This is a genomic window from Mycobacterium kyorinense, assembly GCF_001672775.1.
In the GTDB taxonomy this organism is placed as follows: domain Bacteria; phylum Actinomycetota; class Actinomycetes; order Mycobacteriales; family Mycobacteriaceae; genus Mycobacterium; species Mycobacterium kyorinense_A.
In genome coordinates, this window is record NZ_LZKJ01000044.1 from 1 (window position 1) to 19,779 (window position 19,779).

The following is a 19,779-nucleotide window of genomic DNA, read 5'->3' on the forward strand; positions in this document are numbered from 1 at the left end:
AGCGTGAACATCGAGTTGACCAGCCGCTGATTGAACGGCGGCAGCGCATCGGAGAACGCAGCGTCCAAGTGCAGCGCCTGGGTATTCATCGTCAACGTCGTGAACAGCACATTGTCGGCTTCGGTGATCGTCCGGCCGGGACGGTGCAGATAGCGCACACCGGTTTCGAACTCCTCGAACCACAATCCGCGCTGCACGACCTCGCGCTCATGCGAACTCACAGGCCCACCTCTCGCGCGATCAGCATCAACTGCACTTCGCTGGTGCCCTCGCCGATCTCCAGGATCTTGCTGTCCCGATAGTGCCGTGCCACCGGGAATTCGTTGATGAATCCGTAGCCGCCGTGAATCTGGGTGGCGTCGCGGGCGTTGTCCATCGCCGCCTCGCTGGCCACCAACTTGGCGATCGCGGCTTGCTTCTTGAACGGTTTGCCTGCCAGCATCAGCGCCGCGGCGTCGTAGTAGGCGGTGCGGGCGGTGTGGGCCCGCGCCTCCATCCGCGCGATCGTGAACTCGATGGCCTGATACCGGCTGATCGGCTGACCGAACGCCTCACGCTCCCGTGCGTATTTGACGCTCTCGTCCACACAGCCCTGGGCAGCGCCGGTGGACAGGGCAGCGATCGCGATCCGGCCCTCGTCGAGTATGCGCAGGAAGTTCGCATACCCACGGCCGCGTTCGCCGAGCAGGTTCTCCTCGGGCACCCGCACATCCTCGAAGGTCAGCGGGTGGGTGTCGGACGCCTTCCAGCCGACCTTGTCGTAGGCCGGTTCGACGGTGAATCCCTTGGTGGGCCGCGGCACCAGGATCGACGAAATCTCCTTGCGGCCATCCCGTTCACCGGTGACCGCGGTGACCGTGACCAGCTTGGTGATGTCGGTACCCGAGTTGGTGATGAATTGTTTGGACCCGTTGATCACCCAGTCGCCGTTGTCAAGGCGCGCGGTGGTCTTGGTGGCGCCGGCATCGCTACCGCCACCGGGTTCGGTCAGGCCGAATGCGCCCAATGCGCGCCCACTGGCCAACTGCGGCAACCATTCCCGCTTCTGCTCCTCACTGCCGAATCGGTAGATCGGCATCGCGCCCAATGACACACCGGCCTCGAGGGTGATCGCCACGCTCTGGTCGACCTTGCCCAGTTCTTCCAGCGCCAGGCACAGCGCGAAGTAGTCGCCGCCCATGCCGCCCCACTCCTCGGGAAAGGGCAGGCCGAACAGGCCCATGTCGGCCATCCCGGAGACGACTTCATAGGGGAATGAATGCTCGGCGTCGTGGCGGGCCGCCACCGGTGCGACGACGCTCTGCGCGAAATCGCGCACCGTTTTGGCTAACTGTTGATACTCGTCGGGAAGCATCCCGGTTGCCAGGAAGTCTGTCATGATGCGCCGCTCCTCCTCATCGCTTCGCTCTGCATCGTCGCCGGCTGAGTCATTGGTCATCCTTTGCTGTTGCGGTGGTGTCCGCGGTGATTCGGGCCAACGGCTGGCCCACTTTGACTTGGTCGCCGGCGCCGACCAGAAGCTGCACCACGCCGTCGACGGGGGCCGACAGCGCATGCTCCATCTTCATCGCCTCGACGGTGACGACCACGGTCCCCGCGGTAACCTCGGCGCCGTCGGCGACGCCGACCGCGACAACGGATCCCGGCATCGGGCTGGTCAATTCGGCGTCGCCGCTGTGCGCGTCGTCCGGACGTACCGGCGCTTCGCGAACCTCTTCGAGCACCACAGTCAGCCCGCTGCCGGCCAGCCAGATCTGGTGGTCTGCTTCGGCGACGGTGTACTCGGTGCGCACCCCATCCAGCGTGATCGCCAATCGGTTAGCGGTGAATTCTGCGCGCAGCTCGCGGTTTTCGCCGTCTTCGATGCGCGCCGCGGCGTTGGTGGGGCATCCAGTGAGGTGGACGTGGTCGGTGCGGTCACCGGCGCGCAGTCGGATGCTCACCGGCGCCGCCGCCCCGACCCGCCAACCGGAGGGTACCTCCCACAGATCGGCGCCCGGCGCCGGCCAGAGCCGCAACCACCGGTAGGCCGCAGCTGCGATGAACTGGTCGTCGGTGGGCGCAGCTGCAGTGAAGTCGCCGGCCCGCCGGTCCAGCAGCCCGGTGTCGAGCCGGCCGGCGACGACGTCGGAGTCGGCCAGCAGAAACCGGGCGAACTCGACATTGGTGACGACACCCAGCACCGCCGTGTCCGATAGCGCCCGGTCGAGTGCGCGCAGCGCGGCGGGCCGGTCTGCGCCATGGGCGATGACTTTGGCCAGCATCGGGTCGTAGTCGCTGCCCACGACCATTCCGGGGCGCAGACCCGAATCCACCCGCACGCCAGCACCGTTCGGTTCGACCAGCTCCAACACGTCGCCACCGGTCGGCAAGAAGCCGTGGGCGGGATCCTCGGCGTACACCCGCGCTTCGATGGCGTGCCCGCGCATTGCGATATCGGTTTGTCCTGCGGTCAGCTTGTCCCCCGCGGCGATGCGGACCTGCCACTCGACCAGGTCCCAGCCCGTCACCATCTCGGTGACCGGATGTTCGACTTGCAGCCGGGTGTTCATCTCCATGAAGAAGAATTCTTCGGGCCGGTCGGCTGAGACGATGAACTCCACTGTGCCGGCGCCGGTGTAGTCCACGCTGCGCGCGGTGTCGCGGGCGGCCGCGCCGATGCGGGCCCGGGTCTCGGCGTCCAGCAGCGGCGACGGCGCTTCCTCGATGACCTTCTGATGCCGTCGCTGCAGGCTGCACTCCCGCTCGCCCAGGTGCACCACGTTGCCGTAGCTGTCGGCCAAGACCTGGACTTCAATATGCCGTGGCCGCAACACGAATCGCTCGAGAAAGAGGGTGTCGTCGCCGAACGCGGCGGCCGACTCGCGGCGCGCGCTCGCCAGAGCGGCGGCCAGGTCGTCGGGCCGCTCGACCAGCCTCATGCCCTTGCCTCCCCCGCCGGCCGACGGCTTGACCAGCACCGGATAGCCGATGTCGTCGGCAGCGGCGATCAGCTCGGCGTCCGTCAGGCCCGGCCGGGCGATGCCGGGAACTATCGGTACACCGAACGCCGCCACGGTGGACTTGGCAGCGATTTTGTCGCCCATGGTCTGAATGGCTGAAGCCGGCGGTCCGATGAAGGTCACTCCTGCCGCCGCCAGTGCGGCGGCGAAATCAGCGTTCTCGGAGAGGAATCCGTAGCCGGGATGCACCGCTTGCGCCCCGGTGCGCTGTGCCGCGTCGACGACAGCGGCGATGTTGAGGTAGCTGTCGCGGGCAGGCGGCGGTCCGATGCGGACTGCGACGTCCGCCTCGGCGACGTGGCGCGCGGTGGCGTCGGCGTCGCTGTAAACGGCGACGGACCGGATGCCCATCGCCTTCAGCGTGCGGAACACCCGGACGGCGATCTCACCCCGGTTGGCGACCAGTACCGTATCGAAGCTCATCTCACATCCTGAATACGCCGTAGGAAACCGGTTCCACCGGCGCGTTGGACACTATCGAAAGAGCCAAGCCCACAACGGTTCTGGTGTCAGCGGGGTCGATCACCCCGTCGTCCCACAGCCGGGCCGTCGAATAATACGGGTTGCCCTGGTGTTCGTACTGCGCGCGGATGGGGGCTTTGAACGTGTCCTCCTCTTCGGCCGTCATCTCGCCGCGCACTGTCGCCAACACCGACGCGGCCTGCTCGCCGCCCATCACCGAGATCCGGGCGTTCGGCCACATCCACAGGAAGCGCGGCGAATATGCGCGCCCGCACATCGAATAGTTGCCCGCACCGTAGGAACCGCCGATCACCACGGTCAGCTTGGGCACCCGGGCGCACGCCACCGCGGTCACCATCTTCGCGCCGTTCTTGGCGATGCCGCCGGCCTCATAGTCACGGCCCACCATGAACCCGGAGATGTTCTGCAAGAACAGCAACGGCACCATCCGCTTGTCGCACAACTCGATGAAATGTGCGCCTTTCAAGGCGGATTCGGAGAACAACACGCCGTTGTTGGCGATGATGCCGACTGGATGGCCGTGGATGCGCGCGAATCCGGTGACCAAGGTGTTGCCGTACTCCGCCTTGAACTCGCCGAACTCGCCGCCGTCGACCATGCGGGTGATGACGTCGTGCACGTCGTAGGGAATCCGCGGATCGACGGGGACCACGTCGTAGAGCTCGGACTGATCGGCGACCGGCTCCACAGTTGGCACGACGTCCCAGGCGCGCCGTTCCCGCGGGCCCAGGGTGGAGACGATGCGGCGGACGATGCGCAGCGCATCGCGGTCGTCGTGCGCGAGATGATCGGTGACCCCGGAGGTTTTGGAGTGCAGGTCGCCGCCACCGAGCTCTTCGGCGGTGACCACCTCTCCGGTGGCGGCTTTCACCAACGGCGGGCCGCCCAGGAAGATCGTGCCCTGGTTGCGCACGATGACGGCCTCGTCGCTCATCGCCGGCACGTAAGCCCCACCGGCGGTACAGGATCCGAGCACAGCCGCGATCTGCGGGATGCCCTCGGCGCTGAGGTTGGCCTGGTTGTAGAAGATCCGGCCGAAATGTTCCCGGTCGGGAAACACCTCGTCCTGACGCGGCAGGAACGCGCCGCCGGAGTCGACGAGGTAGATGCAGGGCAACCGGTTCTGTCCGGCGATTTCTTGTGCCCGCAAATGCTTTTTGACCGTGATTGGGTAGTACGTGCCGCCTTTGACGGTGGCGTCGTTGGCCACGATCATGCACTCGCGGCCAGAGATTCGCCCGATGCCGGTGATGATGCCGGCGCCGGGGCACTCGTCGTCGTACATGCCGTCGGCGGCCAGCGGCGCCACTTCCAGCAATGGACTGCCCGGGTCGAGCAGGCCGTCGACGCGGTCGCGCGGCAACAGCTTGCCCCGCTCGACATGACGTTTGCGAGCGCGCTGCGAACCACCCAGGGCCGCAGCGGCCAGCTTGTCGTGCAACTGCGCCACCAGCGCGCGGTGCGCCTGGCGATTGGCCGCCGCAGAGGTCATGTATCTTCCGCCAATTTCGGTTAATGACGACTAACTCATGTTATGTTAGTGGTGATTAACCGAACTGTCCAGGAGGCCGTTATGGCAGCGTCTGCCCCGGCCGACCCCGAGGTCCCGAATCGTCGCAGCCAGTTGAAGTCCGACCGGCGGGTGCAGCTGTTGTCGGCGGCCGAGCGGCTGTTTGCCGAACGCGGGTTTCTGGCAGTGCGGCTGGAAGACATCGGCGCGGCGGCCGGTGTCAGCGGTCCGGCGATCTATCGGCACTTCCCCAACAAGGAGTCGCTGCTGGTCGAGCTGTTGGTGGGGATCAGTACCCGGCTGCTCGCCGGGGCGCGGGCGGTTCGATCCGGTAGCAGTGGCGCAGCCGAGGCGCTGGACGGCCTCATCGATTTTCACCTCGACTTCGCATTGGGCGAGCCCGATCTGATCCGTATCCAGGACCGCGACCTGGCGCATCTGCCTGCCGCCGCCGAGCGGCAGGTGCGCAGCGCGCAGCGGCAGTATGTCGAGGTCTGGGTGGGCGTGCTGCGCGAGATGGCGCCCGGCCTGCCCGAAGCCGACGCACGGCTGATGGCCCACGCGGTGTTCGGCCTGTTGAACTCGACACCGCACAGCATGAAGCGCGACACCCGGGCCGCGCGTTCCCGCGCGGTGATGCGGTCGATGACGGTGGCCGCACTGTCTGCCGGTGGCGAACGCCGGTGACGCGGGCCGCTGAGGTGCGTCGATAGCCTGCGTCGTTCTGCAGGTACCCTGCCACCATGAGGTGGGCATGAACGATCCACGTCGACCCGGGCACTTCCGCGGGTCACGGCAGGAGGCCGAACCAACCGAACGGCTGCGTCAGCCTTATCCGCCGTACAGCGATCCCGCTTACGGCGGCCAACCGTCCTATGGGTCTCCGCATCGTCCCGGACCTACCGAAACCAATCCCACCGAGAAGCTGCCGCAGTACTGGATGCAAGACCAGTGGTCGCAAGGTCAGCCGCCGCAGGAAGAGCCGCCGCAACGTCCGAAAGCACCGCGCTGGTTGTGGTTTGCCGCGGCCGCAGCGGTGTTATTGGTCATCGCAATGGTGATCGCGTTGGTGATCGCCAACGGCTCGGCCAAGAAGCAGACCACCGTCGCGCCGCTGCCCACCATGTCCGGTTCGAAGGCGCCGGCCTCGACAACGTCGAGGTCGCCGAGCAGCAGCGCCGCCGCGCCTAGCCAGTCTGCTGAACCAAGTGAGACGACCGGTGCGGCTGGTACCGATACCGTCGTCTACAACGTCAACGGCGACGGCCGCGCGATCAGCATCAGTTATGTGGACAACGGCGGAGTGCGGCAAACCGAGTTCAACGTGCCACTGCCGTGGAGCAAGGAAGTCAGCCTGCCGAAATCCGGCGACCAGAAAGCCAGCGTCGCAATCGTCAATATCGGCCACAACGTCACCTGCACCCTCACCGTGGCCGGTGTTCAGGTCAAGGAGAAGACCGGCGTGGGCGTCACCGTCTGCGACGCACCGGATTAGCCGGTTCGCGGCAGATTCGCGGCGGCCTCACGGCGTGGCGCGCGCACCACCAGCATGGCCACCAGTCCGGTCCCCAACACCAGGCACAGGCCGCCCATGCCGGCACGGACGGCGCCGAACACGTCGACGAAGACGGAAAACAGCCACGGCGCCAAAAACGACACCGCCCGCCCCGTCATCGTGTACAGACCGAAGGCCACGCCTTCCTTGCCGTGCGTCGACATCCTCAGCAGCAGGGTGCGCGCCGACGACTGAGCGGGCCCGATGAACACGCACAGCAGCAATCCGCAGATCCAGAACGCCCGAGGGCCTGACAACGTCAGCAACGTCAGTCCCGTCGCGATGATCGCCGCCAGTGAGCCCACGATCACCGGCTTGGATCCGATCCGATCGTCGACCAACCCGCCGGCCACTGCTCCCAGTGCGGCCACCACGCTGGCGGCCACGCCGAAGATCAGTACATCGGCCGCCGAGATTCCGTAGGCGTTGACGCCGAGCACCGCACCGAACGTGAAGACCCCGGCCAGCCCGTCTCGGAAGATCGCGCTGGCCACCAGGAAATACACCAGGTTGTGGTCGCGGCGCCACTCGGTCCTCAGATCCGCCCACAGCTTGCGGTAGCCGCCCGGCGCCGCTGTGTCGGCAGCGTTGGTTGCCGGTAACCGGTGCGCGGTGAACAGCAGTGGCAACGCCAGGATCGCCAGCCAGGCGGCGGCCAGCAGCATCGCGGCGCGAACGTTCATGCCGTCGGCGGTGGGCAGGTGCAACAGCCCGCGGGTCTCACCGGTTCCCGAGATGAAAGCCAGGTAGACCACCAGCAGCAGCACCACGCTGCCGGCGTAGCCCGACGCCCAGCCCAAACCCGAGATCCGCCCGAATGTCTGGGGGGTGGAAAGCTGCCGCAGCATGGCGTTGTAGGGCACGCTGGCCAGGTCGCCGCAGGCTGCGGTGGCTGCGAGCAGGGCCAATCCCGGCCACAGGTAACCGGGTTGGTCGCGGATCAGGCTCATCGCGGCGGTCAGCATCACCGCCAGCCCGGTCAGGGTGGTCAGTGCGATGCGCCGGCGGCGTGGGGCTTCCACCCAGACGCCGACGACGGGCGCCAGCAGTGCGATGGTCAGCCCGGCCAGCGCCAGTGAACGGCCCAGCCAACTCGCCGGCGTGGTACTGCCGCCGATGCCGACGCCGACGGTGCCGGTCAGATAGACGGAGAACACGAACGTCACCACGATCGCGCTCAGACCGGTGGTCCCGCAGTCCCACAACGCCCACGCGAACACTGTGGATCGCCCGGCGGGGCGCGAACCCGCAACCGGGTTGCTCATGCAAGGCACTTTAATTACGGTCGCCGCATGCCCGTACCCGCTCCCAGCCCCGATGCTCGCGCCGTCGTCACCGGGGCTTCGCAAAATATCGGCGAAGCGTTGGCCACCGAGCTGGCCGCGCGCGGCCACAGTTTGATCGTCACCGCACGACGCGAGGACGTGCTGGCCGGGCTTGCCGCGCGCTTGGTCGACCAGTACGGGGTTGCCGTCGAGGTGCGGGCCGCCGATCTGGCCGACCCCGCCGACCGGGCCAAGCTTTGCGACGAACTGGCCACTCGGAACGTGTCGATCCTGTGTGCCAACGCGGGCACCGCCACCTTCGGACCGGTCTCGGGTTTCGATCCGGCCGCTGAAAAGGCTCAGGTGCAACTCAATGTGCTTGGGGTGCATGACCTTGCGTTGGCGGTGCTGCCGGGGATGGTCGAACGCCGGGCCGGCGGCATCCTGATTTCTGGCTCGGCAGCGGGCAATTCGCCGATTCCCTACAACGCCACCTATGCAGCCAGCAAGGCGTTTGTGAACACGTTCAGCGAGTCGTTGCGCGGTGAGCTGCGTCGTTCCGGGGTCCACGTGACAGTGTTGGCGCCGGGGCCGGTACGCACCGATCTTCCAGATCCGGCCGAGCAGTCCATCGTCGAAAAGCTAGTGCCCGATTTTCTGTGGATTTCCACCGAGCACACGGCCCGCGTCTCGCTGGATGCCTTGGAGCGCAACAAGATGCGCATCGTTCCCGGCGTGACGTCGAAGGCCATGTCGGTAGCCAGCCAATACGCTCCTCGGGCAATCGTCGCGCCGATCGTCGGCAGCTTCTACAAAAAGCTGGGCGAGTGAGCTTCAGCGTCGTCGCGAGACAGAAGCCAGGGTCGCGCTGTTGGCGACAATCACAGCCCTGCGTTATGTTTCGCGACGACTAACGCCGCCGCTTGCCGGTGCCCATCATGCCGCGGGTGATTTCGCGGCCCATAGCGGTGCCGGCTGAACGCGCGAAGCTCTTGGCGGCCGGACTGGCGAAGATGTTTTTCACCCAGCGGGTGAAGCGCTTCCACCAGCCAAGCCGCTCCGGCTGCGGCTCGGGCGCCGGCGTGCGCTTGCCCTTGGTCTTGGCCGGCGGCGAATCGTCCTCAGACGCCGCCTTTTCGGCGGTCAGCTTTTCGTAGGCCGACTCCCGGTCGATGGTCTTGCCGTATTCGGCCTGCAGCGGGCTGGACTTGGCCGCCTGCTTGATGGCGTCGGTGCCGATCGCGGCCATCAGCGAGCGCGGCACCCGCATCCGGGTCCACGACACCGGTGTCGGCGCGCCGCGCTCGGAGAGCACGGTGACGATGGCTTCGCCGATGCCCAGCGACGTCAGCGCCGACTCCAGGTCGTAGACATCGGTTTTCGGATAGGTCTTGACGGTCTTGGTGAGCGCCTTCTGACCGTCGGGTGTGAACGCCCGCAGCGCATGTTGGACGCGGGCACCCAGCTGGGAGAGCACATCGTTGGGGATGTCGGTCGGCAACTGGGTGCAAAAGAACACCCCCACACCCTTGGAGCGGATCAGTTTGACGGTCTGCTCGACCTGCTCGAGGAACGCCTTGGAGGCATCAGTGAACAGCAGGTGGGCCTCGTCGAAGAAGAAGACCAGTTTGGGCTTGTCGGCGTCGCCGACCTCGGGCAGGAAGGTGAACAGGTCGGCCAATACCCACATCAGGAAGGTGGAGAACATCACCGGGCGCGCCGCTTGGTCGCCGAGCTCGAGCAGCGAGATGATGCCGCGGCCCTGGTTGTCGAGGCGCACCAGATCCTCAGGCTTGAGCTCGGGCTCGCCGAAGAACGTGTCGGCACCTTCGGCTTCCAGGTTGACCAAGGCCCGCAGGATGACACCGGCCGTCGTCGAGGACACTCCGCCGAGGGATTTCAGCTCGCTTTTGCCTTCATCACTGGTCAGGTGGGTGATGACCGAGCGCAGGTCCTTCAGGTCCAGCAGCTGAAGACCGCGCTGGTCTGCCCAGTGGAAAATCAGGCCGAGGGTCGACTCCTGAGTAGCGTTGAGCCCCAATACCTTTGATAGCAAGATCGGACCGAAGCTGGAGATCGTGGCCCGCACCGGCACGCCGATGCCGTTGGTGCCCAGCGACAGGAATTCCACCGGGAAGCCGGTTGCCGCCCAGTCGTCGCCGGTGTCCTTTGCGCGCGCCGCCGTCTTGTCGTTGCCCTCGCCGGCGCGCGCGAGACCGGACAGGTCGCCCTTGACGTCGGCCATCAGTACGGGAACGCCGGCCGCCGAGAGCTGCTCGGCGATCAGCTGCAGCGTCTTTGTCTTGCCGGTGCCAGTCGCGCCGGCAACCAGCCCATGGCGGTTGATCGTGGCCAGCGGGATCCGGATCTGCGCGGTCGGGTCGGCGGTGCCGTCGACGACGACCGTGCCCAGCTCCAGAGCCTGGCCCTCGACGGCATAACCGGCCGCGATCTGCTGTGCGGGGGTTGTTTCAGAGCTCATGGTGCGGCATGCCTCCTCCGTAGTCCCCAGTAATGCGCGCAAACCATGACATTAGTGGCACCTGACGGTGCCGGGCAGGGGCGACGGCTAACGTGTGCGTGGTGAATGCGGCGCGCGACCAACTGGTGTGGATCGACTGCGAGATGACCGGGCTGAACCTGGCGTCGGACAAGTTGATCGAGATCGCGGTCCTGGTGACCGATGCTGACCTCAACATTCTCGGCGAGGGCGTCGACGTGGTGGTCCACACCGACGACGCGGCGTTGTCGTCGATGATCGACGTCGTCGCCGACATGCACGCCCGCTCTGGCCTGATCGATGAGGTGCGCGCCTCCACGGTTGACCTGGCGACAGCCGAGACGATGGTGCTCGACTACGTCCGCCAGCACGTCAAACAAGCCAAGACCGCACCGCTGGCGGGCAACTCGATCGCTACCGACCGCGGGTTCATCGCCCGCGACATGCCCGCCCTGGACTCGTTTCTGCACTACCGAATGATCGATGTCAGCTCGATCAAAGAGCTGTGCCGGCGCTGGTATCCGCGCATCTACTTCGGGCAGCCCGCCAAGGGGCTGGCCCACCGCGCGCTGGCCGACATCCATGAATCCATCCGCGAACTGCAGTTCTACCGGCGCACCGCGTTCGTCGCGCCGCCGGGCCCCGCTACCAGCGAAATCGCGGCCGTCGCCGCCGAATTAGGGCCGGCGACGGACGCGCCAGAGGAAATCGATTCGGCCGTCGAGCACCCGAGCCGCTAGTATCGACGTCGCTGCCAGCTGGGCTGGTGGCGATGGTGGCTGTAGTTCAGCTGGTAGAGCACCAGGTTGTGATCCTGGGTGTCGCGGGTTCGAGTCCCGTCAGCCACCCCGAAACTGTCGCACGGTTATCTGCATCGCGGTTGCTTTCACCTAGGGCTGGGCGACGACTGTGCCCAACGCGTGACCGGGAGTCGCGACGCCGAGCAGACCGTGGTATGCCGCGTCACGTTCGGCATGACGATGGACCGCGTCGTCGAACCAGCAACCGAGCGCCACCACCAGGGCCGCCAACATGAGCAATAGGGCCATCACGTTCAGGCCGAGGGGGGTTGTGTGCGGTTGTCTGGTGGGAATCATCATCCATTCGCCTTCCGTTCGATGCTGCGTTTGTTGTCGTCCAATCCCCCTGCCCGGCGAAAAGTTCGTCGAACATTGGCGCCGAGGCACCCCATGAACCATCAGGATGTCTCTAAATTTCGATACTTCTTCGTATCGAGTACTAAGGTAGCTGAAATCGCGCAGGCTGTCTAGAACGACTCGCAGATTGGATACGTTTCGAGACGTGGCTACCGCCGCAACCGATCCCTCAGACGCCGCCCGGCCGCTGGTGGCCGTCGTCGGCGCAAACGTGCGTCGCATCCGCTCCGAGGTCCTCGGCGCAACACATGACCAGCTGGCCCGCGAAGTCACGGCGCTGGGCTTTCCCTGGAGTTACCTGCGCGTCGCGGCTTTTGAGCGAGGCGAGGTGACCGGGTCTTTGGCGCTCTATCTCATTATCTGCGCGGCGCTCGACCGACTCGCGCAGCCCGACTCCCACGTCACGCTGGCTGATCTGGTCGTTTCCGAGAATCCGATAACGCTGGCCGACGGCGTGGTGATCGACGGCGATGGCGTGCGGCGGGCCTTGGCCGGGACACCGCCCGCCAGCATGTTTGCCGATGCTCCGGTCACTCCCCCGCGCTTTGCGCTCGCCGGACGCAGCGACGCGGAAGTCGTCGCGGCCGCTGGGTATGCCCGAGCCGACGTGCAGACCGCCGCCGCGCTGGGGCTCGACCGTGAGGCGATGGTCGCCGCCTGTGCGGGCCGGTGGGGCCGGTCGCTGACTGCCGAGCGCGATGCGCGCGCCGGGGCCGGAGCGTCACGGCGCCAGCTCGGCATCATCACGTCCGAGTTGCGCGAAGAGTTGTCCGCCTATCTCGACATGCAGACCGGACCGGGTGAGCCGGATCGCGCCGCGCCGTAGCCGACTGCGGACCTCAGGTCTTGGCGTTGCCGGCGTGCCACTGATCCCAGGGAATGTTCCAGTCGCCCAGTCCTTCGGTGCCCGGAAGCGTCGGGCCGACGGTGTGCAGGACTTCGACGATGTCGCCGCGCTTGGTGTGGTCGTAGAACCAGCGGGCGTTGCTGGGACTGACGTTGAGGCAGCCGTGGCTAGTGTTGCTGTGGCCCTGTGCACCCACCGACCATGGCGCGGAGTGGACGTAGACGCCGCTGTAGGACATCTGGGTGGCGAAGTCCACTTCGGTGCGATAGCCGTTGGGCGAGTTGACCGGAACGCCGTAGGTCGACGAGTCCATGATCATGTGCGCGAATCGCTCGCCGATGATGTAGACGCCGTTGGCCGTTGGGGTGCTGTCCTTGCCCATCGAGATCGGCATCGTCTTGACGACCTCGCCGTTGACCCGCACGGTCAGCATCTTGGTGGTGTCATCGGCGGTCGCGATGACCTCGTCGCCGATGGTGAAGTGCGTGCTCATGCTGTCCTCGCCGAACACGCCGTCGCCCAGGTCCACGCCGTAGGTGTTAACCGCCACGTCGACCGCGGTGCCGGGTTTCCAGTATTCCTTTGGCCGCCAACGTACTTCGCGGTTGTTCAGCCAGTAGAACGCACCCTCCACGGGCGGGTCGGTCGTCACCGCGATGGCTTTCTCGGCGGCGGCCCGGTTGGCGATGTTTTCGTCGAATCGGATGTGCACCGTTTGGCCGACGCCCACCACCTCGCCATCACGCGGCACGGCGTAGGGCATCGTCAGGTTCTTCGGTGAATGGGTCTGGAAGCTCAGCTGTCGTGTCGTCACACCGCCCAGGCCACGCGCTTTGGCGGTAATCGTGTAGCGCCGGTTGTAGCCAAGCGGCTCGGTGGTTTTCCAGTGCACGCCGTCAGAGCTCAGTTGACCGCCGATCGACCTGCCGTTTTCGTTGACCATGGTGACCGAAGCCAGGACGCCGTCGTCAGCGCTCACCGTCACCGGGTTATCCACCGCGACGCCGACGGCGCCGTCGGTCACCGAGGCGGTCAGCTTGGGAACCAGCAGGTCACCGAAGGGCGTGCCCTTGTCGAAGATGACGTTCGCCGGCGGTGTGTTACCGCCGTTGCTGCAGGCAGCAACGCCGAACACCGCCAGCGGCACCATCAGCGCTGCCACCCAGCACCGATAGCGACGCGCGCGCGTCATCGATTGACGTGACATTTGGCTTGTCCCCTTGTAGCCCACCGACCCAGCACTACTCCCTAGTAGTCTAGGTGCTGCACGAGCGACAGCAGTGCCTACTGTCGGCGATTTCACCCGACGCCGGCAAGTTGTTATTGTTGCGTGTCTAGAACGATCCAAGCGCCGTTAGCTCAGTTGGTAGAGCAGCTGACTCTTAATCAGCGGGTCCGGGGTTCGAAACCCTGACGGCGCACTTCTTCCCGGTCAACGATCGCGGATTTTGCGGACCACCAGCACGACGGCCAGCGCCCCGATCCCGGCCAGAGACACCGCCACCACGGGTTTCTTGACGAAGGCGACCACTCCGGCCTTGACGTCGTCGGCGATGCGGCGCGGATTGGCCCGCTCAGCCAATGAGTCGACGGTCGAGGCCAATTGGTCGCGGGCCTGGTCGATCTCCTGCTTGATGGTGTCGGGATCCCGGTCCGCCACGCTCGTCCTCCCTGTCCTGCCGCACCACCGGCCTGGCTCGGGTGCTTGCGAACTACCCTAGAGCAGCCGGCGCCGACGTCGATGCGCCGGTGAGAAGAAAGGGACCCGCGTTGACCGACACCGCACGCCTGCAGCCCGGCGACCAAGCGCCCGCCTTCAGCCTTCCCGACGCCGACGGCCACACGGTGTCGCTGGCCGACTACACGGGCCGCCGCGTCGTCGTCTACTTCTACCCTGCGGCGTCGACCCCCGGCTGCACCAAACAGGCCTGCGACTTTCGCGACAACCTGCGGGAGCTCAACAGCGCGGGACTCGACGTCGTCGGCATCTCCCCCGACAAGCCGGCCAAGCTGGCCAAGTTCCGCGACGCCGAGGGTTTGACGTTTCCGCTCCTGTCCGATCCCGACCGTGAGGTCTTGACCGCCTGGGGCGCCTACGGAGAAAAGAAGATGTACGGCAAGACCGTCCAAGGTGTCATCCGCTCGACGTTCGTCGTCGACGAGAAGGGCAAGATCGCCGTCGCCCAGTACAACGTCAAGGCCACCGGCCACGTAGCCAAGCTGCGCCGCGACCTATCCGTGTAGGTCGCCCAGCGCGGCCAGGAGCAGCGCTTCGGTGGTCGCGGCTCGCTCCAGCACCCCGAGGTGCAGGCTCTCGTTGATGCTGTGCGCCTGTGTGGCGGGGTCTTCGACGCCGGTGACCAGGATCGTCGCCTGTGGGAAGGCGGCAGCGAACTCGGCGATGAACGGGATCGAGCCGCCCATTCCCATCTCGACGGGTTCAGCGCCCCAGGCTTGGCGGAATGCCGCGCGTGCGGCGTCATAGACCGGTCCGTCCGCATCGACGACGTAGGGCTGGCCGACATCGCCGGGGGTGACGGTCACCTGCGCGCCCCACGGCGCGTGTTGTTCGAGGTGCGTGCTTAGCGCGTCGAGGTGGGCGGCGGCGTCACCGCCGGGGGCGACACGCATGCTGACTTTGGCCCGAGCGCGCGGAATCAGCGTATTCGACGCCGCCGCAACGGTTGTGGTGTCGATGCCGATCACCGTGATCGCCGGTTTGGCCCACAGTCGCTGTGGCACCGAACCCGATCCGATTTCGGCCACGCCTTCGAGCAAGCCGGTTTCGGTGCGTACCCGCTCGGCTGGATAATCGACTGCAGCTGCAGTGCTTTCGTGTAACCCGGCCACGGCGACGTTTCCGTCGTCGTCATGCAGACTGGCCAACAGCCGCACCAGCACGCTCAGCGCGTCGGGAACCACACCGCCCCACAGCCCAGAATGCAGCCCATGGTCAAGGGTGGCCACTTCGACCACGCAGTCGGCCAGTCCGCGCAGCGACACCGTCAGCGACGGGATGTCGGTGCTCCAGTTGTCCGAGTCGGCGATCACGATCACATCGGCGGCCAGTACGTCGCGGTGGTCGGCCAGCAGCCGCGCCAGCGACGGCGAGCCCGATTCCTCTTCGCCTTCGACGAACACCGTCACGCCCACCGGCGGGTTGCCGTCGTGCGCCCGGAATGCCGCCAAATGCGTTGCGATGCCGGCCTTGTCGTCGGCGCTGCCGCGTCCGTAGAGTCGACCGTCGCGTTCGGTCGGCTCGAATGGCGGCGATGCCCACTGGGCTGGATCGCCTTCGGGTTGCACGTCGTGGTGCGCATACAGCAGCACGGTGGGCGCTCCCGACGGCGCCGGGTGCCGGGCAATGACCGCAGGCGCACCGTCGGCGCTGACGATCTGCACATCGCCAAACCCGGCTTGCGACAGCAGGTCTGCGACCGCTTGGGCGCTGCGGTGGACTTCGCTGCGCCGCGAAGGGTCGGCCCACACCGACTCGATCCGCATCAGGTTCTCGAGGTCACGGCGCGCCGACGGCAGGACGGCGCGGACGCGTTCGACCAGATCGCTCATGGTTTCGAGGTTAGTGGCTCACCGTTCGGCGCGAGCGTGCGCAAATCCGGAGATCAGCTCGGCGTGTCGACCGGGGACACGCACGCTCGCGCGAGAAGGGGGGTCAGGTCTCCAGGATCGCGACCGCGGCGGCGGTGTCGCCTTCGTGGGTCAGCGACACGTGGATGGTCACCTCAGCCAGGTGTTTGGCGATGGCCCCGGTCAGCCGTACTCGCGGTCGCCCCCACATGTCGGTGACGACCTCGATGTCGCGGTGGATACCTTCCGGCAGCACCGGCCGCTGGGAAAAACGCGAGCCCGACCACGCCTTGATCACCGCCTCCTTGGCCGCCCAGCGGGCGGCTAAGTGCCGCGCCGCCGAGGAGCTCTTGTCGGAGGCGTCGCGGCGCTCACCCGGTGTGAAGGTCTCGGCGAACACCGTCCCCGGCTGGTCAACCTGGTCGGCGAACTCCGGAATGGACACCACGTCGATCCCCACTCCGACGATGCTCATAAATCGCGAGGCTATCGGATGTAGATGTCGTCATCGCCCAGGCGGGCCGCCGCGTCGAGCAGCATGGCGGCCTCCTGCCGCTTCTCGGACACCGCGTGGTCGAAGCGACGGTCGGCGGGCCGCTCATACATCGGCCGGCCACCGGCGATCGCCGAGGCCAGTCGACGCTGCCCAGCCAACACCCGAGCCTCCGCGCGCTGCTGATACTCCGCCCGCTGGTCGGGGCTCAACGTCGCCAGGAAAGCCTGCGGGTGCACCAGTGCGATCAGCCCCGACACGTGCCCGAATCCGAGGCTGGTCACCAGCCCGGCCTTGAGCGGGAACTTTTCGCCGAGCCGCAAGGTGTCGCGCACCCACACGAAGTGCGCGGCGCCGGCCAACTCGTCGTCGACGCAATCGAGACTGCGGTTGGGCGGAATGACCCCGTCACGCAGGATCTGGCAGAGCCCCATCATCTGGAAGACCGCCGCGCCGCCCTTGGCGTGTCCGGTCAGGCTCTTTTGCGACACGATGAACAGCGGCGCCCCGTCGGACCGTCCGAGCGAATCAGCAAGCCGCTCATGCAGTTCGGTTTCGTTGGGGTCGTTGGCCAGTGTCGAGGTGTCGTGCTTGGAGATCACCGCGATGTCGTCGGCGCCGACGCCCAGTTTGGCCAATGAACGGGCCAGCAGCGAATCCTTGCCGCCCCGTCCGGCGCCGAGCGCGCCGAGCCCTGGTGCCGGAATCGAGGTGTGCACCCCGTCACCGAACGACTGCGCGTACCCGACCACGGCCAGCACGGGCAGCCCCATTTTCACCGCGAGATCGCCACGGGCCAGCAGGATCGTGCCGCCGCCCTGCGCTTCCACGAAGCCCAGCCGGCGGCGGTCGTTCGGCCGCGAGAACTTCGCGTCGCTGATGCCCCGGCCGCGCATCATGCCGGTGTCAGCGGTGGCCGCCATGTCGCCAAACCCGATGATTGCTTCCAGCGTCAGGTCGTCGAACCCGCCCGTGACGACCAATTCGGCTTTGCCCAGCCGGATCTTGTCGACACCCTCCTCAACCGACACCGCCGCGGTCGCGCACGCGCCGACGGGGTGAATCATCGAGCCGTAGCTGCCGACGTAGGACTGGATCACATGGGCCGCAACGACATTCGGCAACACTTCTTGCAGAATGTCGTTCGGCTTATTGCGGCCCAACAGATTACCGTGGTACATCGTCTGCATGGACGTCATGCCGCCCATCCCGGTGCCCTGAGTGCTGGCCACCGACGTCGGATGCACGTAACGCATCAGCTCAGCCGGGGTGAACCCGGCGGAGAGAAACGCGTCGACCGTGGCGACGATGTTCCACAACGCCACCCGGTCGATCGACGTCGCCATGTCGGGGCTGATGCCCCACACCGTCGGGTCGAAGCCGGTCGGGATCTGCGCACCAACCGTCCGGGACAGCTTGGTCTTGCGTGGCACCCGAATTTCGGTGCCCGCCTTGCGGATGACCTGCCAGTCGGTGGAATCGGGCACCGGCCGGATGACGGTGTGTTCGGGGTCGAACTCGACGAACGCGCGAGCGTCGGCCTCGCTGGACACCACGAACGGGAAGTCCTTGTCCAAGAACACGCTCACCAGCAGCGGTGAGGCGTGGTCAGGGTCGATCGCGCCGTCGTCGACGAACTCGCGGATCCCGACGCGCTCCACCACGGCGTCGTGGTAGCGCTCGACGAGCTCGGCCTCGTCGACGAGATCACCGGATTCCGTGTCATACCAGCCTGGCTGGGGGTCGTCCTCCCAACGGATCAGTCCGGTGGTCCAAGCCAGTTCCAGCACGCCGGCCGCCGACAGTTCGTTTTCGACTTCGATCTCGAACCGGGTCCGCGACGAACCGTACGGGCCGAGCTCGGCGCCACCGACGATCACCACCAAGTCGGCGGGGTCGACGTCGAGATCGTCCCATTCGGGCGGAGGCGCGGGGCGGTATCCGCGCGGCGGCGACGGCAGCGCGGCGATGATGCCCTCGGGCGTGGTGTCGTCGGCCGTGGCCTCGGCCACCGCCTCGTCGCGGGCTTTGGCGGCCAGTTCGGCCATGTCCAGCTCGACGTCGCCCAGCCCGCCGGTCAGGTCCACCTTGATCGGCGACTGAGCGGCGGCGGCCTTGGACTCGATGTCGCAGAGTCCCAGCAGCATGCCGGCCATCTCGTCGGTGGAATACGTTGTCACGCCGGCTTCTTCGACGGCGCTGACGATCGCATCGTTGTGCCCCATCAAACCGGTGCCGCGGGTCCAGCCGATCAGCGCGTGCGCCAAGCTGACCCGCTGCGCCCACGACGATTCGGCGTGCCAACGAGTCACCACGGCGTCCAGTGCGGACTTGGCTTCGCCGTAAGCGCCGTCGCCACCGAACATGCCGCGGTTGGGCGAGCCGGGCAGCACCACGTGCAGTCGCGAGGCGATGTCACGGTCAGCGCCGATGCTCGACAGGCCACCGATGAGTCGCTGCACAGCCCACAGCAGCACCTTCATCTCCATCTCGGCGCGCGACCCGGCCTCAGACAGGTCACCGGCCACCCGCGGCGCCGCGAATGGGAACAGCAGCGTGGGCGTTTGCGCATCCTTGATGTGAATCGACTGCGGCCCAAGGCTTTCGACCTGTTCGCTGCCGATCCAGTCGACCAGCGCGTCGATGTCGGAGTAGGACGCCATGTTGGCGGCCACCACCCACAGGGCAGCGCCGTAGCGGGCGTGCTCGCGATACAGCTGGCGGTAGAAAGCCAGCCGTTCGTCGTCCAGCCGCGATGTGGTCGCGATGACGGTGGCCCCGCCGTCGAGCAACCGCCCAACCACCGATGCGGCGATCGAGCCGTTCGACGCGCCGGTGACCACGGCCACCTCGTCGCTGTAGCGGCCCTTATCGGGGTTCTCCGCGCCGCCGGCGATCCGCCCGTACAGCGAGGCGAGCAGCTGACGCCCGGCGGCCAGCGCCTTGCCCTGCCACCAGGTGGCCTGCGTTGCCACGACATGCCCGGCGCCCTCGAACCGCTCGGAAAGCCGGGGCCAGTCGGCATTGATCTCGTCGTCGTCGGCCAGCCACAGCTTGACCAAATCCTCACGCGCGCTGGCCCACCGGTCGTCGAAGACGACGGCCTTCTTGGCGTCGAATGCCGGCGCCACCAACCGCGGCCAGTCGGCACCCAGTTCGGCGGTGACCAGGTCGATGAGCTCAGCATCGGTGGCGGCTGCGGGCGCGCTGAGCGAATTCACCGACCAGATCACCGGCCGCGACGGCGTGCTGGCGTCGGCGGCCCGCCTGGTGCTCGGTCAGTTAGGGCTCGACGACCCGGTCAGCGCGCCCGCAGCCGCCACCGATGCTGAGCTCATCGACCTGGTCACCGCCGAACTGGGTGCCTAGTGGCCGCTGG

Annotated in this window: 18 protein-coding genes, 2 tRNA genes and 1 pseudogene; 9 read left to right on the plus strand and 12 right to left on the minus strand. The window is 66.7% G+C overall.

Annotated features, from left to right (window positions below):
- The 4 genes from A5707_RS03400 to A5707_RS03415 form a co-directional block, all read right to left on the minus strand.
- A partial coding sequence (locus A5707_RS03400; RefSeq protein ID WP_269455132.1) for a MaoC/PaaZ C-terminal domain-containing protein occupies positions 1-221 on the minus strand: 221 nt, incomplete at its 3' end.
- On the minus strand, positions 218-1,378 hold the full coding sequence (locus tag A5707_RS03405; RefSeq protein WP_065013131.1) for an acyl-CoA dehydrogenase family protein: 1,161 nt from the start codon (positions 1,376-1,378) through the stop codon (positions 218-220). The genes A5707_RS03400 and A5707_RS03405, both read right to left, overlap by 4 nt.
- A 49-nt stretch (positions 1,379-1,427) precedes the next feature.
- Complete coding sequence (locus A5707_RS03410) at positions 1,428-3,425, minus strand: acetyl/propionyl/methylcrotonyl-CoA carboxylase subunit alpha (RefSeq protein WP_065013117.1); 1,998 nt, start codon at positions 3,423-3,425, stop codon at positions 1,428-1,430.
- A 1-nt stretch (position 3,426) separates the two neighbouring features.
- Complete coding sequence (locus A5707_RS03415; protein ID WP_065013118.1) at positions 3,427-4,977, minus strand: carboxyl transferase domain-containing protein; 1,551 nt, start codon at positions 4,975-4,977, stop codon at positions 3,427-3,429.
- 81 nt (positions 4,978-5,058) lie between these two features.
- On the opposite strand from A5707_RS03415, the gene A5707_RS03420 reads away from it, so the two are divergent.
- Together A5707_RS03420 and A5707_RS03425 are read left to right on the plus strand one after the other, a co-directional pair.
- Positions 5,059-5,682, plus strand: a complete 624-nt coding sequence (locus tag A5707_RS03420) for a TetR/AcrR family transcriptional regulator (protein ID WP_065013119.1) — start codon at positions 5,059-5,061, stop codon at positions 5,680-5,682.
- Between the two features lie 67 nt (positions 5,683-5,749).
- A complete protein-coding gene (locus A5707_RS03425) occupies positions 5,750-6,490 on the plus strand; it encodes an MmpS family transport accessory protein (RefSeq protein ID WP_065013120.1) in 741 nt (246 codons plus the stop codon).
- Here the strand turns inward: A5707_RS03425 and A5707_RS03430 are convergent.
- Positions 6,487-7,815 (minus strand): MFS transporter, encoded by a 1,329-nt coding sequence (locus tag A5707_RS03430; protein WP_065013121.1) that lies wholly within the window; start codon positions 7,813-7,815, stop codon positions 6,487-6,489. The two genes, A5707_RS03425 and A5707_RS03430, sit on opposite strands and share 4 nt — an antisense overlap.
- Before the next feature lie 27 nt (positions 7,816-7,842).
- Here A5707_RS03430 and cmrA point away from each other — a divergent pair, with 27 nt between their 5' ends.
- Positions 7,843-8,646 (plus strand): mycolate reductase, encoded by an 804-nt coding sequence (gene cmrA, locus A5707_RS03435; protein ID WP_065013122.1) that lies wholly within the window; start codon positions 7,843-7,845, stop codon positions 8,644-8,646.
- Positions 8,647-8,725: 79 nt separating this feature from the next.
- Here the strand turns inward: cmrA and A5707_RS03440 are convergent, their stop codons facing one another.
- Entirely contained in the window at positions 8,726-10,297 is a 1,572-nt protein-coding gene (locus tag A5707_RS03440) for a helicase HerA-like domain-containing protein (RefSeq protein WP_065013123.1), read from the minus strand.
- Between the two features lie 101 nt (positions 10,298-10,398).
- Between A5707_RS03440 and orn the strand changes: the two genes are divergently transcribed.
- Positions 10,399-11,055 carry an oligoribonuclease gene (gene orn / locus A5707_RS03445; protein WP_082969225.1) on the plus strand — a complete coding sequence of 219 codons (657 nt, stop codon included), beginning with the start codon at positions 10,399-10,401 and terminating at the stop codon, positions 11,053-11,055.
- Positions 11,056-11,090: 35 nt separating this feature from the next.
- Positions 11,091-11,163, plus strand: a tRNA-His gene (locus A5707_RS03450).
- 42 nt (positions 11,164-11,205) lie between these two features.
- Here A5707_RS03450 and A5707_RS03455 read toward each other — a convergent pair.
- A complete protein-coding gene (locus A5707_RS03455; RefSeq protein ID WP_156657527.1) occupies positions 11,206-11,364 on the minus strand; it encodes a hypothetical protein in 159 nt (52 codons plus the stop codon).
- Between the two features lie 253 nt (positions 11,365-11,617).
- Here A5707_RS03455 and A5707_RS03460 point away from each other — a divergent pair, with 253 nt between their 5' ends.
- Positions 11,618-12,298, plus strand: a complete 681-nt coding sequence (locus A5707_RS03460; RefSeq protein ID WP_065013125.1) for a hypothetical protein — start codon at positions 11,618-11,620, stop codon at positions 12,296-12,298.
- Positions 12,299-12,311: 13 nt separating this feature from the next.
- Here the strand turns inward: A5707_RS03460 and A5707_RS03465 are convergent, their stop codons facing one another.
- Entirely contained in the window at positions 12,312-13,526 is a 1,215-nt protein-coding gene (locus tag A5707_RS03465; RefSeq protein WP_065013126.1) for a L,D-transpeptidase, read from the minus strand.
- 141 nt (positions 13,527-13,667) lie between these two features.
- Here A5707_RS03465 and A5707_RS03470 point away from each other — a divergent pair.
- A tRNA-Lys gene (locus A5707_RS03470) sits at positions 13,668-13,740 on the plus strand.
- Positions 13,741-13,751: 11 nt separating this feature from the next.
- Here A5707_RS03470 and A5707_RS03475 read toward each other — a convergent pair.
- Positions 13,752-13,979, minus strand: coding sequence for a DUF3618 domain-containing protein (locus tag A5707_RS03475; RefSeq protein ID WP_065013127.1), 228 nt, complete (start codon positions 13,977-13,979; stop codon positions 13,752-13,754).
- Positions 13,980-14,089: 110 nt separating this feature from the next.
- Between A5707_RS03475 and bcp the strand changes: the two genes are divergently transcribed.
- The gene (gene bcp / locus A5707_RS03480; RefSeq protein ID WP_065013128.1) at positions 14,090-14,563 is read left to right on the plus strand and encodes a thioredoxin-dependent thiol peroxidase; all 474 of its coding nucleotides are present in this window, start codon (positions 14,090-14,092) and stop codon (positions 14,561-14,563) included.
- Here the strand turns inward: bcp and A5707_RS03485 are convergent.
- From A5707_RS03485 to A5707_RS03495, 3 genes and pseudogenes are all read right to left on the minus strand, one after another.
- The gene (locus A5707_RS03485; RefSeq protein WP_065013129.1) at positions 14,552-15,889 is read right to left on the minus strand and encodes a dipeptidase; all 1,338 of its coding nucleotides are present in this window, start codon (positions 15,887-15,889) and stop codon (positions 14,552-14,554) included. The genes bcp and A5707_RS03485 overlap by 12 nt on opposite strands.
- Before the next feature lie 103 nt (positions 15,890-15,992).
- Positions 15,993-16,382 (minus strand): holo-ACP synthase, encoded by a 390-nt coding sequence (locus A5707_RS03490; protein WP_065013130.1) that lies wholly within the window; start codon positions 16,380-16,382, stop codon positions 15,993-15,995.
- Positions 16,383-16,393: 11 nt separating this feature from the next.
- Positions 16,394-19,612: pseudogene (locus A5707_RS03495) on the minus strand (beta-ketoacyl synthase N-terminal-like domain-containing protein); the annotation flags it as partial.
- Here A5707_RS03495 and A5707_RS23015 point away from each other — a divergent pair.
- Positions 19,590-19,769, plus strand: coding sequence for a hypothetical protein (locus tag A5707_RS23015; RefSeq protein ID WP_197495234.1), 180 nt, complete (start codon positions 19,590-19,592; stop codon positions 19,767-19,769). The pseudogene A5707_RS03495 and the gene A5707_RS23015 overlap by 23 nt on opposite strands.
- Positions 19,770-19,779: the final 10 nt, after the last annotated feature.